At 41.3% G+C, this 16,496-nt stretch carries 29 protein-coding genes and 1 other RNA gene; 14 read left to right on the top strand and 16 right to left on the bottom strand.

Translation table 11 applies throughout. The annotated features are described in order from the left end of the window. Positions 1 to 148: 148 nt before the first annotated feature. A complete protein-coding gene (locus P2A85_RS14545) occupies positions 149 to 1,192 on the top strand; it encodes a tetratricopeptide repeat protein (RefSeq protein WP_377473250.1) in 1,044 nt (347 codons plus the stop codon). After that, on the top strand, positions 1,131 to 2,519 hold the full coding sequence (locus P2A85_RS14540) for a tetratricopeptide repeat protein (RefSeq protein ID WP_377473248.1): 1,389 nt from the start codon (positions 1,131 to 1,133) through the stop codon (positions 2,517 to 2,519). Before P2A85_RS14545 ends, P2A85_RS14540 begins: the two co-directional genes overlap by 62 nt. A 123-nt stretch (positions 2,520 to 2,642) precedes the next feature. On the opposite strand, the gene P2A85_RS14535 is transcribed toward P2A85_RS14540, so the two are convergent. The 16 genes from P2A85_RS14535 to P2A85_RS14460 form a co-directional block, all read right to left on the bottom strand. Further along, positions 2,643 to 2,858, bottom strand: coding sequence for a hypothetical protein (locus P2A85_RS14535; protein ID WP_377473245.1), 216 nt, complete (start codon positions 2,856 to 2,858; stop codon positions 2,643 to 2,645). A gap of 70 nt (positions 2,859 to 2,928) precedes the next feature. Continuing rightward, positions 2,929 to 3,144: a hypothetical protein gene (locus P2A85_RS14530; RefSeq protein WP_377473243.1), complete on the bottom strand. Its 216-nt coding sequence runs from the start codon at positions 3,142 to 3,144 to the stop codon at positions 2,929 to 2,931. A gap of 96 nt (positions 3,145 to 3,240) precedes the next feature. Next, a complete protein-coding gene (locus P2A85_RS14525; RefSeq protein ID WP_333199747.1) occupies positions 3,241 to 3,495 on the bottom strand; it encodes a hypothetical protein in 255 nt (84 codons plus the stop codon). Next, positions 3,495 to 3,695: a hypothetical protein gene (locus P2A85_RS14520; protein ID WP_340521594.1), complete on the bottom strand. Its 201-nt coding sequence runs from the start codon at positions 3,693 to 3,695 to the stop codon at positions 3,495 to 3,497. Before P2A85_RS14520 ends, P2A85_RS14525 begins: the two co-directional genes overlap by 1 nt. Positions 3,696 to 3,795: 100 nt before the next feature. Further along, a complete protein-coding gene (locus P2A85_RS14515) occupies positions 3,796 to 4,020 on the bottom strand; it encodes a DUF433 domain-containing protein (protein ID WP_371118065.1) in 225 nt (74 codons plus the stop codon). Between the two features lie 148 nt (positions 4,021 to 4,168). Continuing rightward, positions 4,169 to 4,534 (bottom strand): type II toxin-antitoxin system VapC family toxin, encoded by a 366-nt coding sequence (locus tag P2A85_RS14510; RefSeq protein WP_377473241.1) that lies wholly within the window; start codon positions 4,532 to 4,534, stop codon positions 4,169 to 4,171. Further along, positions 4,534 to 4,797 (bottom strand): hypothetical protein, encoded by a 264-nt coding sequence (locus P2A85_RS14505; RefSeq protein WP_377473238.1) that lies wholly within the window; start codon positions 4,795 to 4,797, stop codon positions 4,534 to 4,536. The genes P2A85_RS14510 and P2A85_RS14505 overlap by 1 nt, the downstream gene beginning before the upstream one ends. Before the next feature lie 59 nt (positions 4,798 to 4,856). Then, entirely contained in the window at positions 4,857 to 5,084 is a 228-nt protein-coding gene (locus P2A85_RS14500) for a DUF433 domain-containing protein (protein WP_377473236.1), read from the bottom strand. 26 nt (positions 5,085 to 5,110) lie between these two features. Next, positions 5,111 to 5,236 carry a hypothetical protein gene (locus tag P2A85_RS14495; RefSeq protein ID WP_377473234.1) on the bottom strand — a complete coding sequence of 42 codons (126 nt, stop codon included), beginning with the start codon at positions 5,234 to 5,236 and terminating at the stop codon, positions 5,111 to 5,113. After that, entirely contained in the window at positions 5,229 to 5,489 is a 261-nt protein-coding gene (locus tag P2A85_RS14490; protein WP_377473232.1) for a type II toxin-antitoxin system RelE/ParE family toxin, read from the bottom strand. Before P2A85_RS14490 ends, P2A85_RS14495 begins: the two co-directional genes overlap by 8 nt. Beyond that, a complete protein-coding gene (locus P2A85_RS14485; protein WP_377473230.1) occupies positions 5,489 to 5,704 on the bottom strand; it encodes a hypothetical protein in 216 nt (71 codons plus the stop codon). Before P2A85_RS14485 ends, P2A85_RS14490 begins: the two co-directional genes overlap by 1 nt. 52 nt (positions 5,705 to 5,756) lie before the next feature. Next, entirely contained in the window at positions 5,757 to 5,978 is a 222-nt protein-coding gene (locus P2A85_RS14480; protein ID WP_377473228.1) for a hypothetical protein, read from the bottom strand. A 96-nt stretch (positions 5,979 to 6,074) separates the two neighbouring features. Further along, positions 6,075 to 6,329 carry a hypothetical protein gene (locus tag P2A85_RS14475; RefSeq protein WP_333199747.1) on the bottom strand — a complete coding sequence of 85 codons (255 nt, stop codon included), beginning with the start codon at positions 6,327 to 6,329 and terminating at the stop codon, positions 6,075 to 6,077. Then, positions 6,329 to 6,529, bottom strand: a complete 201-nt coding sequence (locus P2A85_RS14470) for a hypothetical protein (RefSeq protein ID WP_340521594.1) — start codon at positions 6,527 to 6,529, stop codon at positions 6,329 to 6,331. Before P2A85_RS14470 ends, P2A85_RS14475 begins: the two co-directional genes overlap by 1 nt. 100 nt (positions 6,530 to 6,629) lie before the next feature. Further along, positions 6,630 to 6,854 (bottom strand): DUF433 domain-containing protein, encoded by a 225-nt coding sequence (locus P2A85_RS14465; RefSeq protein ID WP_371118065.1) that lies wholly within the window; start codon positions 6,852 to 6,854, stop codon positions 6,630 to 6,632. 273 nt (positions 6,855 to 7,127) lie between these two features. Continuing rightward, positions 7,128 to 7,685: a 2'-5' RNA ligase family protein gene (locus P2A85_RS14460; RefSeq protein ID WP_377473225.1), complete on the bottom strand. Its 558-nt coding sequence runs from the start codon at positions 7,683 to 7,685 to the stop codon at positions 7,128 to 7,130. A 124-nt stretch (positions 7,686 to 7,809) separates the two neighbouring features. On the opposite strand from P2A85_RS14460, the gene P2A85_RS14455 reads away from it, so the two are divergent. From P2A85_RS14455 to P2A85_RS14400, 12 genes are all read left to right on the top strand, one after another. Beyond that, complete coding sequence (locus P2A85_RS14455; RefSeq protein ID WP_377473223.1) at positions 7,810 to 8,076, top strand: YciI family protein; 267 nt, start codon at positions 7,810 to 7,812, stop codon at positions 8,074 to 8,076. A 24-nt stretch (positions 8,077 to 8,100) separates the two neighbouring features. Then, an RNA gene (gene ffs, locus P2A85_RS14450) (signal recognition particle sRNA small type) lies at positions 8,101 to 8,197 on the top strand. 23 nt (positions 8,198 to 8,220) lie between these two features. After that, the gene (locus P2A85_RS14445) at positions 8,221 to 8,601 is read left to right on the top strand and encodes a hypothetical protein (RefSeq protein WP_341739635.1); all 381 of its coding nucleotides are present in this window, start codon (positions 8,221 to 8,223) and stop codon (positions 8,599 to 8,601) included. A gap of 241 nt (positions 8,602 to 8,842) precedes the next feature. After that, on the top strand, positions 8,843 to 9,286 hold the full coding sequence (locus tag P2A85_RS14440; protein ID WP_377473221.1) for a hypothetical protein: 444 nt from the start codon (positions 8,843 to 8,845) through the stop codon (positions 9,284 to 9,286). Between the two features lie 24 nt (positions 9,287 to 9,310). Continuing rightward, on the top strand, positions 9,311 to 9,877 hold the full coding sequence (locus P2A85_RS14435; RefSeq protein WP_377473219.1) for a Uma2 family endonuclease: 567 nt from the start codon (positions 9,311 to 9,313) through the stop codon (positions 9,875 to 9,877). Positions 9,878 to 9,932: 55 nt separating this feature from the next. Beyond that, positions 9,933 to 11,324 (top strand): DNA phosphorothioation system restriction enzyme, encoded by a 1,392-nt coding sequence (locus tag P2A85_RS14430; RefSeq protein ID WP_377473217.1) that lies wholly within the window; start codon positions 9,933 to 9,935, stop codon positions 11,322 to 11,324. Between the two features lie 184 nt (positions 11,325 to 11,508). After that, entirely contained in the window at positions 11,509 to 11,793 is a 285-nt protein-coding gene (locus P2A85_RS14425) for a hypothetical protein (RefSeq protein WP_341739631.1), read from the top strand. Beyond that, complete coding sequence (locus P2A85_RS14420; protein ID WP_377473215.1) at positions 11,790 to 13,856, top strand: AAA family ATPase; 2,067 nt, start codon at positions 11,790 to 11,792, stop codon at positions 13,854 to 13,856. The genes P2A85_RS14425 and P2A85_RS14420 overlap by 4 nt, the downstream gene beginning before the upstream one ends. Further along, positions 13,846 to 14,502, top strand: coding sequence for a Uma2 family endonuclease (locus tag P2A85_RS14415; protein ID WP_377473213.1), 657 nt, complete (start codon positions 13,846 to 13,848; stop codon positions 14,500 to 14,502). The genes P2A85_RS14420 and P2A85_RS14415 overlap by 11 nt, the downstream gene beginning before the upstream one ends. A gap of 13 nt (positions 14,503 to 14,515) precedes the next feature. Beyond that, entirely contained in the window at positions 14,516 to 14,836 is a 321-nt protein-coding gene (locus P2A85_RS14410) for a nucleotide pyrophosphohydrolase (RefSeq protein WP_377473211.1), read from the top strand. Between the two features lie 85 nt (positions 14,837 to 14,921). Next, positions 14,922 to 15,392 (top strand): DNA phosphorothioation-associated protein 4, encoded by a 471-nt coding sequence (locus tag P2A85_RS14405; protein WP_377473209.1) that lies wholly within the window; start codon positions 14,922 to 14,924, stop codon positions 15,390 to 15,392. A gap of 10 nt (positions 15,393 to 15,402) precedes the next feature. Then, positions 15,403 to 16,449, top strand: coding sequence for an endonuclease/exonuclease/phosphatase family protein (locus P2A85_RS14400; protein ID WP_377473207.1), 1,047 nt, complete (start codon positions 15,403 to 15,405; stop codon positions 16,447 to 16,449). The last annotated feature ends 47 nt before the right edge of the window (positions 16,450 to 16,496 follow it).

Raw genomic sequence — 16,496 nt, 5'->3', positions numbered from 1 at the left:
GCGATCGCCCACATTGACAGGAAAAGTTACAGGTTGGGCGATCGCTCTCTCGAATTTACTATGCGTTAGTGGGAAGGATGGGAGAGGGTAAAGGGGCGATCGCAGTTTTTTACGAAAGTTTTTGTTAAATCTATAAAAACTCAAAAAAATGGCTCAAAGACTGATTCAGCAGGCTGGACAACTAGCTAAAGCCTTATGGAAACAAGCTGTGATACTCTACAGGGAGTGGTTCTGGCAACCGTCAAATTGGCTAAATTATGCTGAAAAACAGTGTCAGTTAGGAAACTGGCTAGGAGCGATCGCATCTTGTGATCAAGCTCTCAAACGTGACTCAGCTAATTATTCTGCTTGGTATAAGAAGGGGCAATTACTGTCTCAACAACAACGGAATCAAGAAGCTCTCACTTGTTTTAATCAATCCCTGAATCTCAACTCAAATTCTCATACCGTTTGGTTTGATCAAGCCAATATTTTACTTCTACTTAATCAATATAATGAAGCAATTGAATCCTATAGTAAAGCCATAAAAATCAAACCAGATTTTTATTGGGCTTGGGTCAAAAAAGGAGATCTGCTCTCCACGCAAAAACCACGAATTGCAGCAGATTGTTATGAACAAGCATTAAAAATAAATTCAAAGGATTCTGAACTTTTAAGAAAACTTAACTCGTTGCAAATTCAGTTACAGCAGTCCGCTGATACTTTGCTGATTCAAGGTAATCATTTATGTCAAAGTGGCAACTTCAAGGATACGATAAAACTTTACGATCAAGCTCTCGAACTTCGACCTGATTTTAATGAAGCTTGGTATAAGCGCGGTAATGTTTTAGCTGAATTGCAACTATATAAAGAGGCGATCGTATCCTACGAAAAAGCACTCAATCTCCAATCGGATGATTATCGAGCTTGGGTTGGCAAAGGTAATGTTTTTACTGAATTGCAACGCTATCAGGAAGCCTTAGAATTTTACAACCAAGCTTTAAAATTCAAACCGAATGACTCGGAAATCTTAAAGAAAAGCGAACTCACTAAAAATGAGTTGAAAAAATTAGAAATATACGCCGAAGATTTACTGAATCAAGGTATAAATTTCTATAATATGCGTCAATATGAGGAGGCTATAAGAATTTATGACCAAGCTATTGAATCTATCAGCAAAAATTTGGTTTCAAAGAGCGAAAGCATTAGCTGAATTAAAACGTTACGAGGATGCTATTGCTTCAGTGGAGAAGTCTTTAGGAATTTTAAATCCAAGTGATGAAGAGTTTAATAAAGCGCGATCGCTACAAACTAATTTGAGTGAAAAGGCAGGAAATATTCATCTACGTGAAGGAATGTCTCTAGCCTTTCAAGGAGAACATCATCAAGCGATAGAAAAATATAATCGAGCCATTCAGTTAAATCCTAACTTAGCATCAGCTTATCACTCTCGTGGTTCATCACGCTACCATTTACAAGATGTTCAAGGTGCTATTCAAGACTGGAATCAATGTTTGACGCTTGCTCCTAATTACTCAATAGCCTACAAATCTTTGGCTTTTGCTTACCATGATTTAGAGGACTATCAAAAGGCTTTAGAATATTGTAATGAAGCGATTAGACTCAAGCCTGATGACTCGCTTTATTATTCACAAAGAGCGCAAACTCGTTGTAGTTTAAAAGACTATCAAAGGGCAACTGATGATTGCAATCAAGCATTACAGCTAATGCCAGAAAATTCTCATGCTTATCATGTTCGTGGGCGAATTTATCAAGCCGTTGAAGATTATCAAGCAGCTATTGAGGATTATTCTCGATCCCTGCGGATTGATCGACAGCAACCTTCGGTTCTTATGGATCGAGGCCGTGTTTTCATAAAAACAGGTAATTATCAGAACGCTGTGGAAGATTACACGCAAGTAATTAACTTAGAACCTAAATATGCCCAAGCATATAAAAATTTAGGTGTAGCTTGGACTGCACTTGAAGATCAAAAAGAAGAATTAGCCAACTATCAAGAGGCATTAGCCAGCTATCATCAAGCAATCAAATTATTCTCGGAAGACGGAGATAGTAAGGCAAGTAATGAACTGAAGATATGGGTTAAAGAGATTGAAAAATATAGCAAGCTTCGTTCTCTATTAATGGCTAAAAAATGGGAAGAAGCTGATGATGAAACTGCAAGAGTAATCATTGCTGCTGGTGTTTTGACTATTCCTGGTGAAGATCTCCGTATTATTGATAACTTATGGGTCACAGCTAGTGATGGACGCTTTGGGTTTAGTGTCCAACAAAGCATCTGGAAAGCTACGGAAAAGGGTGCAAAGATTATTAATGATAGATTTTATGGCTTTGGCGAGTACGTTGAATGGTGGAATGGTAGATGGCTACTATGGTCAGAACTGACCTATAGCATAACTGCCCCAGTTGGACATCTTCCTAGTGGTAAATTCAGAAATCCAGGAGGCGCAGGTGGTTGGGGCCAATGGGAAGCATTTTTTAGTCACGTTGAATATGGGATGTTGAATTCAGATAACTAATCTCTTTAACTTACCGAGCGGAAGGGGTAATCTAAGTTAAATAGTGGGGAAATGCGATCGCCATGATTTCCCAAAGCGCGATCGCCCTTAAGTTAATCATAAATTTCTCTACCAAATAGCTCATTACCCTTTTATGCCAATTTTTTGATAAACTTCCCCAGGTTCGATGCTATTTTCTCCTGCTTGTTTCCGCTTCATTGACGCTAACAATTTCAGCTTGACTTCTTCCTTAACTTCTAAACCTGCATCAGGATCGCCCAAATATTCTTCTAAGCACTGTTCAACGGTGTGCCGAATCAAGTCCCGCAGTTGCTCAACTGTCATATCTTTGACTTGCATCTTAATCTCCTAGTTTGTGGGATTATCAATAAATAATAGCAAGTTTAGTACGGTTGCTCCTGTAACTAAACTATCCATTCCATGAATTTCGTTCCTGATTCACATATTCTTGAGCATCAATTCCATGCCAAATTTCCTCACCCAAGCCTTCTAATTCTAAAATACTGCGCTTGGGCTTAGGAATCATTCGTTGACGAATATGTGCAAACAATTCAGAGATGAGTCGCATTTGCTCATCTGGTGCAAGTTTTAAAACCTGAGTCAGTACCGTGCTGTAAGTAGACATAGACTCTGCATTAAGATTTTTTGGCTGATTGTCATTATAGCAATTTAGGAGCTAGGGAAGTGCGATCGCCCTTTTATTCCCAAAGTGCGATCGCCCTTATTTACCAATCAGCCGATCGTACTCTGCGTGCGTACCAATCCAAAACCACAAAATACCTGTTTTAATTTCAATACCCAACGCCCGATAAGCTTGTCCAGCCCTTACAGACCAATAGTTACCAACCTTCTTAAAATGCAGAGAAGGATGAGACGGATCTGCCTTCAGCAACTCATAACATTGATCTGCTGTAGCCTGTACATTTGATGGCAAAGCATTGTAACAATCCCAAAACTTTCGAGTAGTATAGTGCATTAAATCGCTCGATAGTTACCACTCTCAAAATCTGCGATCGCCTCTGCTGCTAAAGCATCCAGTTTACCCTCAGCAATATCTCGATCTAACTGAACATCCCATCGTTGGTAATCCAAATTTAGAAACCACTCTAACAACTCTCCAATCTTGTTGGGCGGAAGTTGGAGAATCGCATTTTCTATCTGTTCAATAGTCAACATAGGCTATCTTAACTTACACTTTTACTTAGTTGATTATTGTAACACTACTTTGAGCCTCATCAACAGCATACACATCTTGGTCTATCAGAAACTTCATAATTTAAGCTAATGCCAAATACACATCTTCCGCCGCCACCAGTGCGATCGCATAACGCAAGCACGCCCGAATATCATCCATTTCCAAATCGGGATAGTAATCTTGGATAATCTCTGCAAAAGAAAGCCCTTCATTTAGTAATTCGAGAACGCTCTGTACAGTAATGCGCGTACCCACTATGCAAGGCTTACCGAAGTGAATTTGAGGGTTGACGGAGATTCTGTCCATTTTGACCACGCAGCTCTATGTCTCTTCTATTTTAAGTCATCAGTTAGGCGATCGCAACTTGTCTTTTTTCAGCAGTGAGCCTATCGCCCTTTTATTTCCCAAAAGTGCGATCGCCCTTATCTTCCCAAAGTGCGATCGCCCATCTTTCTTAAGTCTCAAACGGGTTAATCAGTGTGAGTTCAGCAATCCACCGAAAATCCCCTATATTTCTTGTGACTAAAGTTTTGCCATATACCAAAGCTGTTGCCGCAATCATAGCATCCCCAATAGTCATTTTTTTCATCTGTCGCAACAGCACTGCGCGATCGAGTACAGCGTTAGAAATTGGTAAAACCTCCACCACACCAAAGAATTCCTCAAAGTACAATCTATACTCTTCCGTTAGCTGATGATAACCCAAGACTTCAACGTAACTTATTGCCGATACAACTATGTCATGTTCACCAATAAACTGCCTAATCTGCGCGTGTTCTGGTTGAGAAGCGTAGATAATAATATTACTGTCAAGCAGCATTATTCATCCCTACCTGGAAGTGGACGATCTTGACGCAATTCTCGCTGCCATTCCACCGGATCGATAATATCAGCAAAGACATTATTTGCTGCAATTTTTTCCAATATTTCAACTATTCTCTGACGGCGAAGCTCAGCACTTAAAGTCGATCGCTCTTCTTGTAAAGTAACGTAAACTCTGATAGGGACATCGCCCTGTCTTGGAACCTCATTAGCCCATTCTAAAAGGTTTCCCTTCAATATAGCCTCAAATACTCGCTGCATAGCTAATATCAACTATTCTCTATTTTTATTATTATAGCTCTTTGATGACTGGCTCGCCCTTATTTTCCCAAAGTACGATCGCCCTTTTCTTCCAACACCAGTGCGATCGCATAACGCAAGCACGCCCGAATATCATCCATTTCCAAATCGGGATAGTAATCTTGGATAATCTCTGCAAAAGAAAGCCCTTCATTTAGTAATTCGAGAACGCTCTGTACAGTAATGCGCGTACCCACTATGCAAGGCTTACCGAAGTGAATTTGAGGGTTGACGGAGATTCTGTCCATTTTGACCACGCAGCTCTATGTCTCTTCTATTTTAAGTCATCAGTTAGGCGATCGCAACTTGTCTTTTTCAGCAGTGAGCCGATCGCCCTTTTATTTCCCAAAGTACGCGCGTGCGAAGCTATCCCGTAGGGAATCGCCCTTCGGTTAATCATAAATTTCTCTCCGGTGTCCAATCTGGTGAATAGTAATCACCTTTAAATCATCATCAAAAGAATAAATTACCCGATAATCACCCACTCTTAACTTAAAGAAACCTGCCAGATTAGCCGACAAAGGCATAGGAGTAATTTGTTCAAAATTTTCCGCCAACCAATTGATTTTATTACCTATACGCTCATGCACAGCCTGAGTCAATCTTTCTTGGTTAACCAGAGCTTCCGCTGTCAACTCAACCGAATAGCTCATTACGATTTTAGACCAATTTTTTGATAGACTTCCCCAGGTTCGATGCTACTTTCTCCTGCTTGTTTCCGCTTCATTGACTCTAACAATTTCAGCTTGACTTCTTCCTTAACTTCTAAACCTGCATCAGCATCGCCCAAATATTCTTCCAAGCACTGTTCAACGGTATGTCGAATCAAGTCCCGCAGTTGCTCAACTGTCATATCTTTGACTTGCATCTTAATCTCCTAGTTTGTGGGATTATCAATAAATAGAAGTATTGCTTCATCACTAAGCATTCCTCGTAAACTCAGCCTCCATCTGTAGCACTTGAGCTTGATACTCTGGATCTTGTGCCATTTCAATCAGTGCTGCATCAATTTCCAATCGTTTACTCTGAGTTTGGGTTGTTACCCGATCGCGCATCAATGCTGATAATACTTCTAAAAGCTGCCGTTGCTCGTCAGGAGTGAGACTTTGAGCCTGACTCAGTACCTCGCTATAAGTAGACATAGGCTTGATGTTGAGATTTTTTGGCTGATTGTCATTATAGCAATTTAGGAGCTAGGGAAGTGCGATCGCCCTTTTATTCCCAAAGTGCGATCGCCCTTATTTACCAATCAGCCGATCGTACTCTGCGTGCGTACCAATCCAAAACCACAAAATACCTGTTTTAATTTCAATACCCAACGCCCGATAAGCTTGTCCAGCCCTTACAGACCAATAGTTACCAACCTTCTTAAAATGCAGAGAAGGATGAGACGGATCTGCCTTCAGCAACTCATAACATTGATCTGCTGTAGCCTGTACATTTGATGGCAAAGCATTGTAACAATCCCAAAACTTTCGAGTAGTATAGTGCATTAAATCGCTCGATAGTTACCACTCTCAAAATCTGCGATCGCCTCTGCTGCTAAAGCATCCAGTTTACCCTCAGCAATATCTCGATCTAACTGAACATCCCATCGTTGGTAATCCAAATTTAGAAACCACTCTAACAACTCTCCAATCTTGTTGGGCGGAAGTTGGAGAATCGCATTTTCTATCTGTTCAATAGTCAACATAGGCTATCTTAACTTACACTTTTACTTAGTTGATTATTGTAACACTACTTTGAGCCTCATCAACAGCATACACATCTTGGTCTATCAGAAACTTCATAATTTAAGCTAATGCCAAATACACATCTTCCGCCGCCACCAGTGCGATCGCATAACGCAAGCACGCCCGAATATCATCCATTTCCAAATCGGGATAGTAATCTTGGATAATCTCTGCAAAAGAAAGCCCTTCATTTAGTAATTCGAGAACGCTCTGTACAGTAATGCGCGTACCCACTATGCAAGGCTTACCGAAGTGAATTTGAGGGTTGACGGAGATTCTGTCCATTTTGACCACGCAGCTTTATGTCTCTTCTATTTTAAGTCATCAGTTAGGCGATCGCAACTTGTCTTTTTTCAGCAGTGAGCCGATCGCCCTGATCTTCCCAAAGTACCTGAAGCACAGCGGGTGCATCTGTGTTTTGCAAATATACTCGTAGGGGCGAAGCATGACCGCTGTAAATCTCTGTCTCTCGCTAATAAATTGTCTGCGGTCATGCTTCGCCTATGCAAAATCGGGATGCTCCCAGCACAGCTATCCTAAAGTGCGATCGACCTAAATCTAACTCCCCGAAAATAAAAACTCAGTAGCAACATTCCACTGACTACCATCATGAATCAATAAAATCAACGCCGAAGCAGTAAACTCAAAAAAGATCGATCGCCCTTTGAACTCCAACCAAGCAGCATCAAAATTTGGCTTAGTTAAATCGCTAAACGCCACAGTCATATGCGGTACAAAAGAGCGAGTCTGAGAAACGCGATCGACAATTCCCAAATTTCCCCCAACATAACTCATCAAATCTGTTTGAAGTTCCAGCAATGCCGGCGATTTGACAACATCAACATAAATGACGCGGGGCGCAAAAGCAGCAAAACCGGAGAGAGTAATCGGAATTGGTAAGCGCCCAGCAGCAAACCCCTTCAAACATTCCTCCAATTTGGGAACATCCGCCACAGCCCATTCAAACGGAATTTGCAGCGTGATGTGCGGCGGTGACTGCAAAGCGTGGCGGCTGTTGTAGTTTTCCGCAAAATACTCTTTAATCTGAGTAATCTGCTGTTGAATCTCCAGAGGTGGCACCAAAGCAATGAAAAATCGCTGTTTTAATGGATTCATAGGATAGTATCGCAGTCAAGAAAGGATGCTAGAACATGGAACATAGAGCATTGGCGTGATGGCCCACTTGCCCGCTGACTCATTCCCAATCTAAGATCGAAAATAAAAAATCCCAAATAAAAAAATGCCTTGGTTTGTCAAAATTGAGCAAGGAATTGTCGAAAAGCCTGTATTTGACAAGTACGTGCCAGCTCACAGAGCTTATGTCCGAGACTTGATTTCAAAAGGACACCGAGCGAAAACTGGCTACTGGGCAAGGAGAGGCGGTGGTATGTTGATGTTTGAGGCGGGTTCGATGGATGAGGCAAAGGCGATCGTCGCTCAAGACCCCCTGGTGAAGAACGGTTGCGTTAGTTATGAAATTTATCACTGGTGTGTGGTCGAAGAATAGATTAACTGTGTTATACTCATAAATGAACTGGACCCACGCGATTACAACGCCCAAATCTTGTCAGGACCGGAAGGTAGCAGCAACACGGGATGCTTGTGATAGGCGTGGTATCCGGTTCACCCAGTTTTTTGAGGTGTAGCTTCTATGCCTGGTTTTGGAGATATTTTACAAAAAGCAGTTTACCTAGGCGTTGGGCTAGCTTCCTACGCTGGCGAAAAAGCAGGTAGCAAGCTAAATGAGTTGCGTGCTGAAGCTGAAAAGCTCTCGGAAGAATTGGTGAAGCGGGGCGAGATGTCCACGGAAGAAGCTCGTCGCTTTGTTGATGACATGGTGCAACAGGCTCAGCAGCAGCCCCAGTCAGTGGAACCAGCGGGAAATAAAAACACGACGGAACCGCGACGGATTGAGATTGTTTCTGAAGAAGACGCTTCGGCAAAAGATGCTAAAGAAGTTGACGGCGTGGACAAGCTGCGGGAACAGGTACAGAATTTACAAGACGAATTGCGACGGCTGAAGCGAGATTAAACCGCAAACAGTGCGATATCAAATCATAAAGGGAACTTAGAGTCAAGCTCTTGAGTTCCCTTTTTGAATATCTACCCCATAATCTCAAATCAAATGTGGACGGATCTGAGGCAAGAGGTAATAGAATTGTGAATAGGGTATCAGCACTTTGCAGTTTTTGCGTCAGTGCTGTGTAACTCACCATCAAATTCTTTCCAAGGACTAAAGTCCTCACTACAAACTGAAGTAACCTTACAAATTCATGGAAGATTGGTCAAAAGGTTTTTTTGAAGTAATCGAAAATGCTGCGTCTGAAGTAGAGCATTTTTTCACGGATATGAACGAAGATTTTGCTGAAATGCTGGAGGTGTTGACCAAGATTTCGGAAGAGTTTACAGAACAAGTACAGAATAATCTGATTAATGAGATAGATGGTTATTTCAATGAGTTGGATGGCTATTTCAATGAATTAATAGAACCGATTATTGAGGTTTACCGCGAATTCGAGCAGGATTTTGATGAGATAGATTCTTCTTTTGTGACTTATGTAGACCCTTCCCCGATACAACAGCAGGCTTGTCGCGGTTGTCGAAACTATCACGGTCAAGTTTATGGGGGAAATTTGTTGGTTTGTGCGATGCACCCTACTGGTGTGGAATCAGAAAGTTGTCCAGATTGGGAATCTGACGGCGATAATAATTTTTAATACTTTTTGAGGGGTTAATGGCTTATGGTAATGTTAATTAAATCTCCGTCAAAACTTTCTCTGGAAGAGTTTTTGCTGCTTCCAGAAACGGAGCCCCCTAGCGAGTATTTTGATGGTCAAATTTATCAGAAAGATATGGCACAAGGAAAACATAGTACATTACAATTCGAGTTTTCATCTGTGATTAACCGAGTTGGCAAGCCACAGAAATTAGCTTATGCGTTTCCTGAATTACGCTGCTCTTTTGATGGACGTTCTATTGTTCCAGATATCGCAGTGTTCGAGTGGGATCGGATTCCTTTGAATACTCAGGGAGAAATTGAAAATAGGTTTGAAATTGCGCCGGATTGGATAATTGAGATTTTATCACCGGAGCAAACTTCTACTCGTGTGATTAATAAGATTCTGTTTTGCCTCAAAAATAACACTAAATTAGGTTGGCTGATTGACCCGGAAGAAAAATTAGTCATTGTATTTAAACCTCAGCAGCAACTTGAAATTAAAGAGAATGAAGATGTTTTACCTGTACTCGATGTGCTGTCTGGTTTGCAATTGTCGGCCGCCAATTTGTTTGATATGTTAAAGTTTTAATTAGAAATTAGTTACGGTTGAATCAGGATAATATTGCATCTAACTGTATTTAAAAGTGAATCTATCGATCGCCAATAATCCCCAATTCGGGTTTCCGAAAATACCGCCATCGCTACAATTGCGGCCATATCAGCGAGTTGCGGTGGCTAATTGGTTTGCAAATCAGGGGCGTGGTACGCTGAAGATGGCGACGGGTAGCGGTAAGACGATTACTGCACTGGCGATCGCCACTGAATTATACCAAAAAATAAACCTGGAAGTCCTCCTCGTAATTTGCCCCTATTGCCACCTAGTGAATCAGTGGGCGCGGGAATCGGAAAAATTTGGTTTAAAACCTATTTTGGCTTTTGAAGAAGGCCGCAGTTGGCAAAATAAATTAAGTAAGGCTTTGTATGAAGTGCGATCGGGCGATCGGCTATTTTTGACAATAATCACTACTAACGCCACATTAATGTCCGATAGCTTGCAATCGCAACTGCGCTATTTCCCAGAAAAAACCCTAATTATTGGAGACGAAGTTCACAACTTGGGCGCGCCCCGTTTAGGACAAAGTTTACCCCGGAATATTGGGCTACGCCTCGCCCTTTCCGCCACCCCAGAAAGATATTTTGACGAACAGGGAACCGAAGCTATTTTAGATTATTTCGGTCCTGTTTTGCAGCCGGAGCTCACCTTGCGAGATGCCATCCGCCAAAAAGCATTAGTACATTATTTATACTATCCCATTTTAGTAGAATTAACCGCCACCGAAAGCCGCAAATATTCCTACTTAACTAAAAAAATTGGCTGGGTACTTTCGGGAGATGAAAAAGTAGCAGAAAACGATGCTTTAACAACTTTATTAATCCAGAGAGCAAGGTTAATTGGGGCGGCTGGTAATAAGTTAATAGCTTTGCGAGAATTAATGATTCACCGTCTCGATACTGCACACACTTTATTCTACTGTGGCGACGGTGCGATGGAAGGGGCAACGCGCAAACATAACAACCGCCAACTAACAGAAACCACGAAGTTACTCGGTGCAGAATTAGGCTACCGAGTTAACACTTATACTGCCGCCACACCTTTAGCAGAAAGAGAACGATTGCGCCGACAATTTGAAACCGGAGAATTGCAAGGTTTGGTAGCGATTCGGTGTTTAGATGAAGGGGTTGACATTCCAGCAATTCGCAATGCCGTAATTTTAGCCAGCAGCAGCAACCCGCGACAGTTTATTCAGCGTCGCGGGCGAATTTTGCGGCCGCATCCGGGGAAGGAAAGAGCAACTTTATTTGACATGATAGTTTTGCCTCCCGATTTAGGTAGAGAAACTTTAGAAGTCGAACGCAATTTGCTCAGAAAGGAGTTAAAGCGGTTCTTAGAATTTGCCGATTTGGCTGACAACGCTGGGGAAGCTAGGGTGAAATTGCTACAACTTCAGAAGCGGTATGGTTTGTTAGATATTTGACATTTATTAGGGTTTGGTTTATGTTAATAAGTAGAAGAATAGAGAGGCGAACAATGATTGTACAGTCTACTGTTTAGCCCTTCATATTTTACCTAAAGTTAAGTGAATTTACTGATAATATAATTATTTTAAGCACCCTTGAGTGATTTTTTTAAGAATAGGGAAAAAGTTGAGGTTTAATTTGATGGAAAACTTGAGAGAAAGTTGGATAGAAAATCAGAGCAGTACATATAAATATGGAAACAGCCAGACTCCGACAATATCAACAGAAATATTAGCCGAAAAGCGCTCTCCTTATCAAATAGAAAACAATCTCAGCGACGTACAGGAACCGATTATTAGCGCGCCGCCGGAAGTGCGGCAAATTATTGAGCGGGTATTGGAAATTGAGAAAGATAAGCTATATATGAAATCTCCTCGCTATATCAGCGATGACATTTTGAAAATAATTAAGGAAGCGGTTATATGAAGTTAATTTCCCTTGTTTTATGCAATTTTCGCCAGTTTTACGGAAAAAGTCCCGAAATTAAGCTGGCTGGTGGTAAGCAAAATACTACTGTAATTCACGGCAATAATGGTGCGGGAAAAACTGCTTTGATGAATGCGTTTACCTGGGTACTTTACGATAAATTTAGCGCCGCTTTTGCTGCAAAAGAGCAATTAGTAAACAAGCGGGCTCTAGCTGAGGCAGAAATGGGGAAAAAAGTATCTTGCTGGGCAGAAATTGTGTTTGAGCACGACAGTACCCGCTACAAAGCCCATCGTATTTGTCGCGCTTACAAAAGTGAAAACTCGGTTGAACTTAGCGACAGCGAATTGTCGCTGACTGTAGCCAAAGATGACGGGCGCTGGATACCGACGGCGCAGCACGCTGAGGATATTATCGGACGGATTTTGCCGGAAAGTTTGCATCAATATTTCTTTTTTGATGGAGAAAGAATCGAACAAATTGTCCGACAAGACAACAAGGCAGAAATTGCTGAAGCTACTAAGGAGTTGGTGGGCGTAGAAGTGTTGAATCGTTCGATTCGGCATTTAGGAGATGCCAAAAAGTCTTTAGAAACAGATTTAAAAATAGTTGGTAATGCGGAAAGCAAAAAGTTATTAAATGACAAAGATAAATGCGAATTAGAAATTGAAAAACTTGCTAAGCGTCAAGTCGAGATTGAGGGTGAGTTGGCGAGTCAAGGGGAGTTAAAAAGAGCCATTAGCGGGAATTTGCTGGAGCTCAGCGGTGCTGGGGAAATGCAAAGGCTTCGAGATGAATTGGAAATGCAGAAAGCTTTGCTGAAACAACAGATTAGCAGGTGTTTAGATGCTATTAAACGCTCGGTTTCTGTGCGGGGTTATGTGGTGTTTTTGTCGGAAGCTGCGACGGATTTTCAAGCAATTGTTGGAGGTTTGCGAAAAAAAGGTGAGTTGCTGTCGGGGATTCAGCAGCCGTTTCTGTCAGAGTTGTTAGCGAGGGAAAGGTGCATCTGTGGTGCGGAATTAATCGAGGGTTCGGAAGCTCATGCAGAGGTGAGCGGTTGGATGGATAAAGCGGGGGTTGGTGATGTGGAAGAAACTACGATTCGGATTAGCGATCGCGTCAATGAAATCGACAGACAAATTGCTGATTTTTGGGAAGAAGTTGATAATCATCAAGCTAATATTAAGGCCAGCAGAAGCGAACTTTCTAGGGTGGAAAATCAGTTAGATGATATTCACAACAAGCTGCGAAATTATCCTGACACCGATGTCAGTGGCTTGCAAAAGCGCTTGGATGAAATTGAAATTGCCATTGGCGATTTGCACCGAGAAACTGGCTTTAACCAGCAGCAAATTGAGAGTGCGAGGGCGCAGATGGCGAGTTTAAATAAGCAAATTGACAAGCAGCAAATGAATGAGGAGAAGCAAATTTTGGCTCAGCGGCGGATTGCTGCTACTCAGGATGCGATCGATCGCCTAACTGAAGTGCGATCGCGTTTGGAAAAACAGTTTTGTTCTCAGCTAGAAAACAGAATTCAAGATATTTTTAGTCAAATTTCTTTTACTCCTTATATTCCAAAATTAAGCGATAAATACGAATTGACATTAGTAGAAAATACTTCGGGTAAACCAGCTTTGGTTGCTGCTTCTACTGGGGAAAATCAAATTCTCAGTTTGTCGTTTATTGGGGGAATTATTGAGGGGGTGCGGGAGTGGAGTCAAAAAAATACTTTGATGGGCCCGGATAGCAGTACATTTCCCATTGTGATGGATTCTCCCTTTGGTAGTTTGGACGAAATTTATCGGAAACAAATTGCGAATAAGTTGCCGAAATTAGCAAATCAATTGGTAATTTTGGTAACAAAAACTCAGTGGCGGGGAGAAGTCGCGCAAGAGATGGAAAATTGCACTGGGAGAGAATATGTACTTGTTTACAATTCTCCTAAACCTGATTGCGAAGAAGATGCGATCGAACTGGGTGGTTCGCGCTATCCTTTAGTTAAGCACAGTCCCAATGAGTTTGAATATACGGAAATTGTAGAGGTGGATTATGGCTTCTAATTCGGGAATTACACAGGTTTTGGAAACCGATATTTGGGTGAAAGCGACATGGGGAGAGTTTCTAGCCTTCGCTGAGGATTCAGCTTGGGAAAAAGGCAATTTTTATTACGATCGAGAACAAATGAGGATAGAACTGTCACCAGTAGGGCCATTGCACGCGCGTCATAATTCAATTATCCCGTATGTAGTTATTCTGTTTGCTGCATTGAAAAATATCCGAGTAGTTCAATTTGCTAATGCCAGTTTCCGCAAAGTAGGTATTCGTGAGTTTCAACCCGATCTAGCTTACTACATAGGTTCGGATTTGAGGGTTCCTCCTAATGACAGTAATTCACCTGTTAATTTGAATGAATACGATCCGCCTAATTTGGTAATAGAAATTGGCGCATCTTCTTTTAGTGATGATTTGGGTAACAAGCGGTTGCTTTATGAAGACGCAGAAATTAGCGAATATTGGGTGGAATGTGCAAACACGCGGGAGGTTTTTGCCTTTGCAATTAATGGCGAAGGTAGTGGCAGGATTCAACAGTCGCGGGTTTTACCTGGGCTAGAAATCGCGTTAGTTCAGGAAGCTTTGAATCGGAGTCAAACTCAAGATGATGGGGCGATTAATCGCTGGTTGATTCAAACTTTTAGTCAAGGTTAAAGGAGTGTTTTAGGTGGGAAAAGAGTATCATAAGTTGGTGCGCGATCGCATTCCTGAAATTATTCGAGAAAATGGTATTGAATGCGAAGTTACTGTTTTATCCGATGCCGAATACTGTCAAGCTTTGCGGCAAAAATTGATGGAAGAATCTGGGGAAGCTGCGGAGGCTGAGGGGGAAGATTTGGTGGCGGAATTGGCTGATTTGTATGAGGTGATAGATGCGCTGATGGCGAGTAGTGGCATTTCGGGCGATCGCATTTTGCAAGCACAAATCAAGCGCCGGGAAGAAAGAGGCGGTTTTGCACAAAAAATCATGTTGTTGCGGACATTGTGAGTAATCTGAATACTAAATTTATCATTATAATTTGACGATTGGTTTTGCCAAAATATATAATAGTTAAAAACTACAAATTATGGCAATGGCTGCTAACAAAATTAGAATTGCTAAAGATAAAGCGGAGTTAGTCAAATCTTTAACTTTATCTGATAACAACACTGGTCCTTTCCAGACTTACGCCGATGTCATCGCCTTTGCTGCATCCTTGGGAAATAAGCGGAAAAAACGTTTACGTTTGGGGGAAATTTCTAAACGAGAACCGGGGGCGATCGATGTTGATATTTTTGTCTCTAGGGGTTACGATATGGTGATTAAGTTAATTGCGATCGCCGAAACTAAAAATCCTCAAATTCTCTCCCATCTCGACGGAGAATTGGAAGCACAACGCTTGCAAATTTTTGAAGAATATGCTAACGGCGGGCTGGAAATATTGCGAGAAGAGTTTCGGGGTGCGGCGGATTATACAGACAAACTGTTGTTATTTTTAATCACGGAAAAAGATAATCAACATCGGTCAAATGAAGAATTCGATTTAAGCAAGTTCTTATTCTAATAGCTTTTCAATGAATTACCTACCAGAAAATATCCTCAACAGATACTTCAAGCAATCTGCAAAAATTTTCGCTTACAGCTACTTAGCATTAATTATTGGCTATTTAATTCTCAAACTAATTTTTTGGGATCGGCTGTGGGTTATAGCCTTAATTAGCACTTTTATCCCCTTGATTTTTTTCCCAACTTTCCTGCTTCCCATCATCGGATTCTCAATTATCCAAAAAAGATGGTTTACGATAATTTCGGCGATCGCCTGCATTATCCTCATAAGTTGGCTGCACCTCAAATACTTTTCTCCCGCACGAGTCAACATCACAAATTCGCAGTCCGGTCTCAAAATTTTATCCCATAACCTCGGTTGGTATACCACACAATCGCCAACTTTAATTAAACTAATTGAAAGGGAAAAACCTGACATTATATTTCTACAAGAAATCGTTGAGAAGCATATCGAAAGAGCTTTCACCTGGTTAAAAGCAGACTACCCCTATCAAATTGCCATTCCCCCAGTAGGAATTCTCAGTAAATATCCAATTGTATCCAGCGAAATATTGAACTTAGCTGGTCATCCAGAAACCCAGCAGCGAGCAATTATTAACTTCAACCAACAAGATATAGTCATTTATAATATGCAAGCCACAGGGCCCTGGTTTCGGAAATCTAAAATATTGCCTTTAGTCAGAATTCCTGTTTACAAATATGCCAAACGCGCTCCCGAAATTCAAGATTTAGTAGAACGAGTCCAGACAGAAACTTTGCCCGTAATTGTCGCAGGGGATTTTAATATGACAGAGGAAACTCAAGACTATCACAATGTGCAAAAAGTCATGCAAGATGCTTTCAGAAAATCGGGATTCGGGTTTGGTTTTACCTGGCCTCACGGTTGGCAACTTAAGTTCTTGATTAAAAGCTTGAATTGGAAATTAAATTATCCTGTTTGCCGGATTGATTATATTTGGTATTCAAAGCATTGGGGTGCTAAATCTAGTTCAGTTTTAGAAGCAACAGAGTCAGATCATTTGCCCATAGCAGCGGAATTAGTTTTGTTACAATGAATTGGATTTATATGTTAATATAAGTATTAGGTGGAATGCTTAACCCT

The sequence above is a fragment of the Microcoleus anatoxicus genome (assembly GCF_042465725.1).
In the GTDB taxonomy this organism is placed as follows: Bacteria; Cyanobacteriota; Cyanobacteriia; order Cyanobacteriales; family Microcoleaceae; genus Microcoleus; species Microcoleus anatoxicus.
This window is presented reverse-complemented; position numbering and strand designations above follow the sequence as displayed.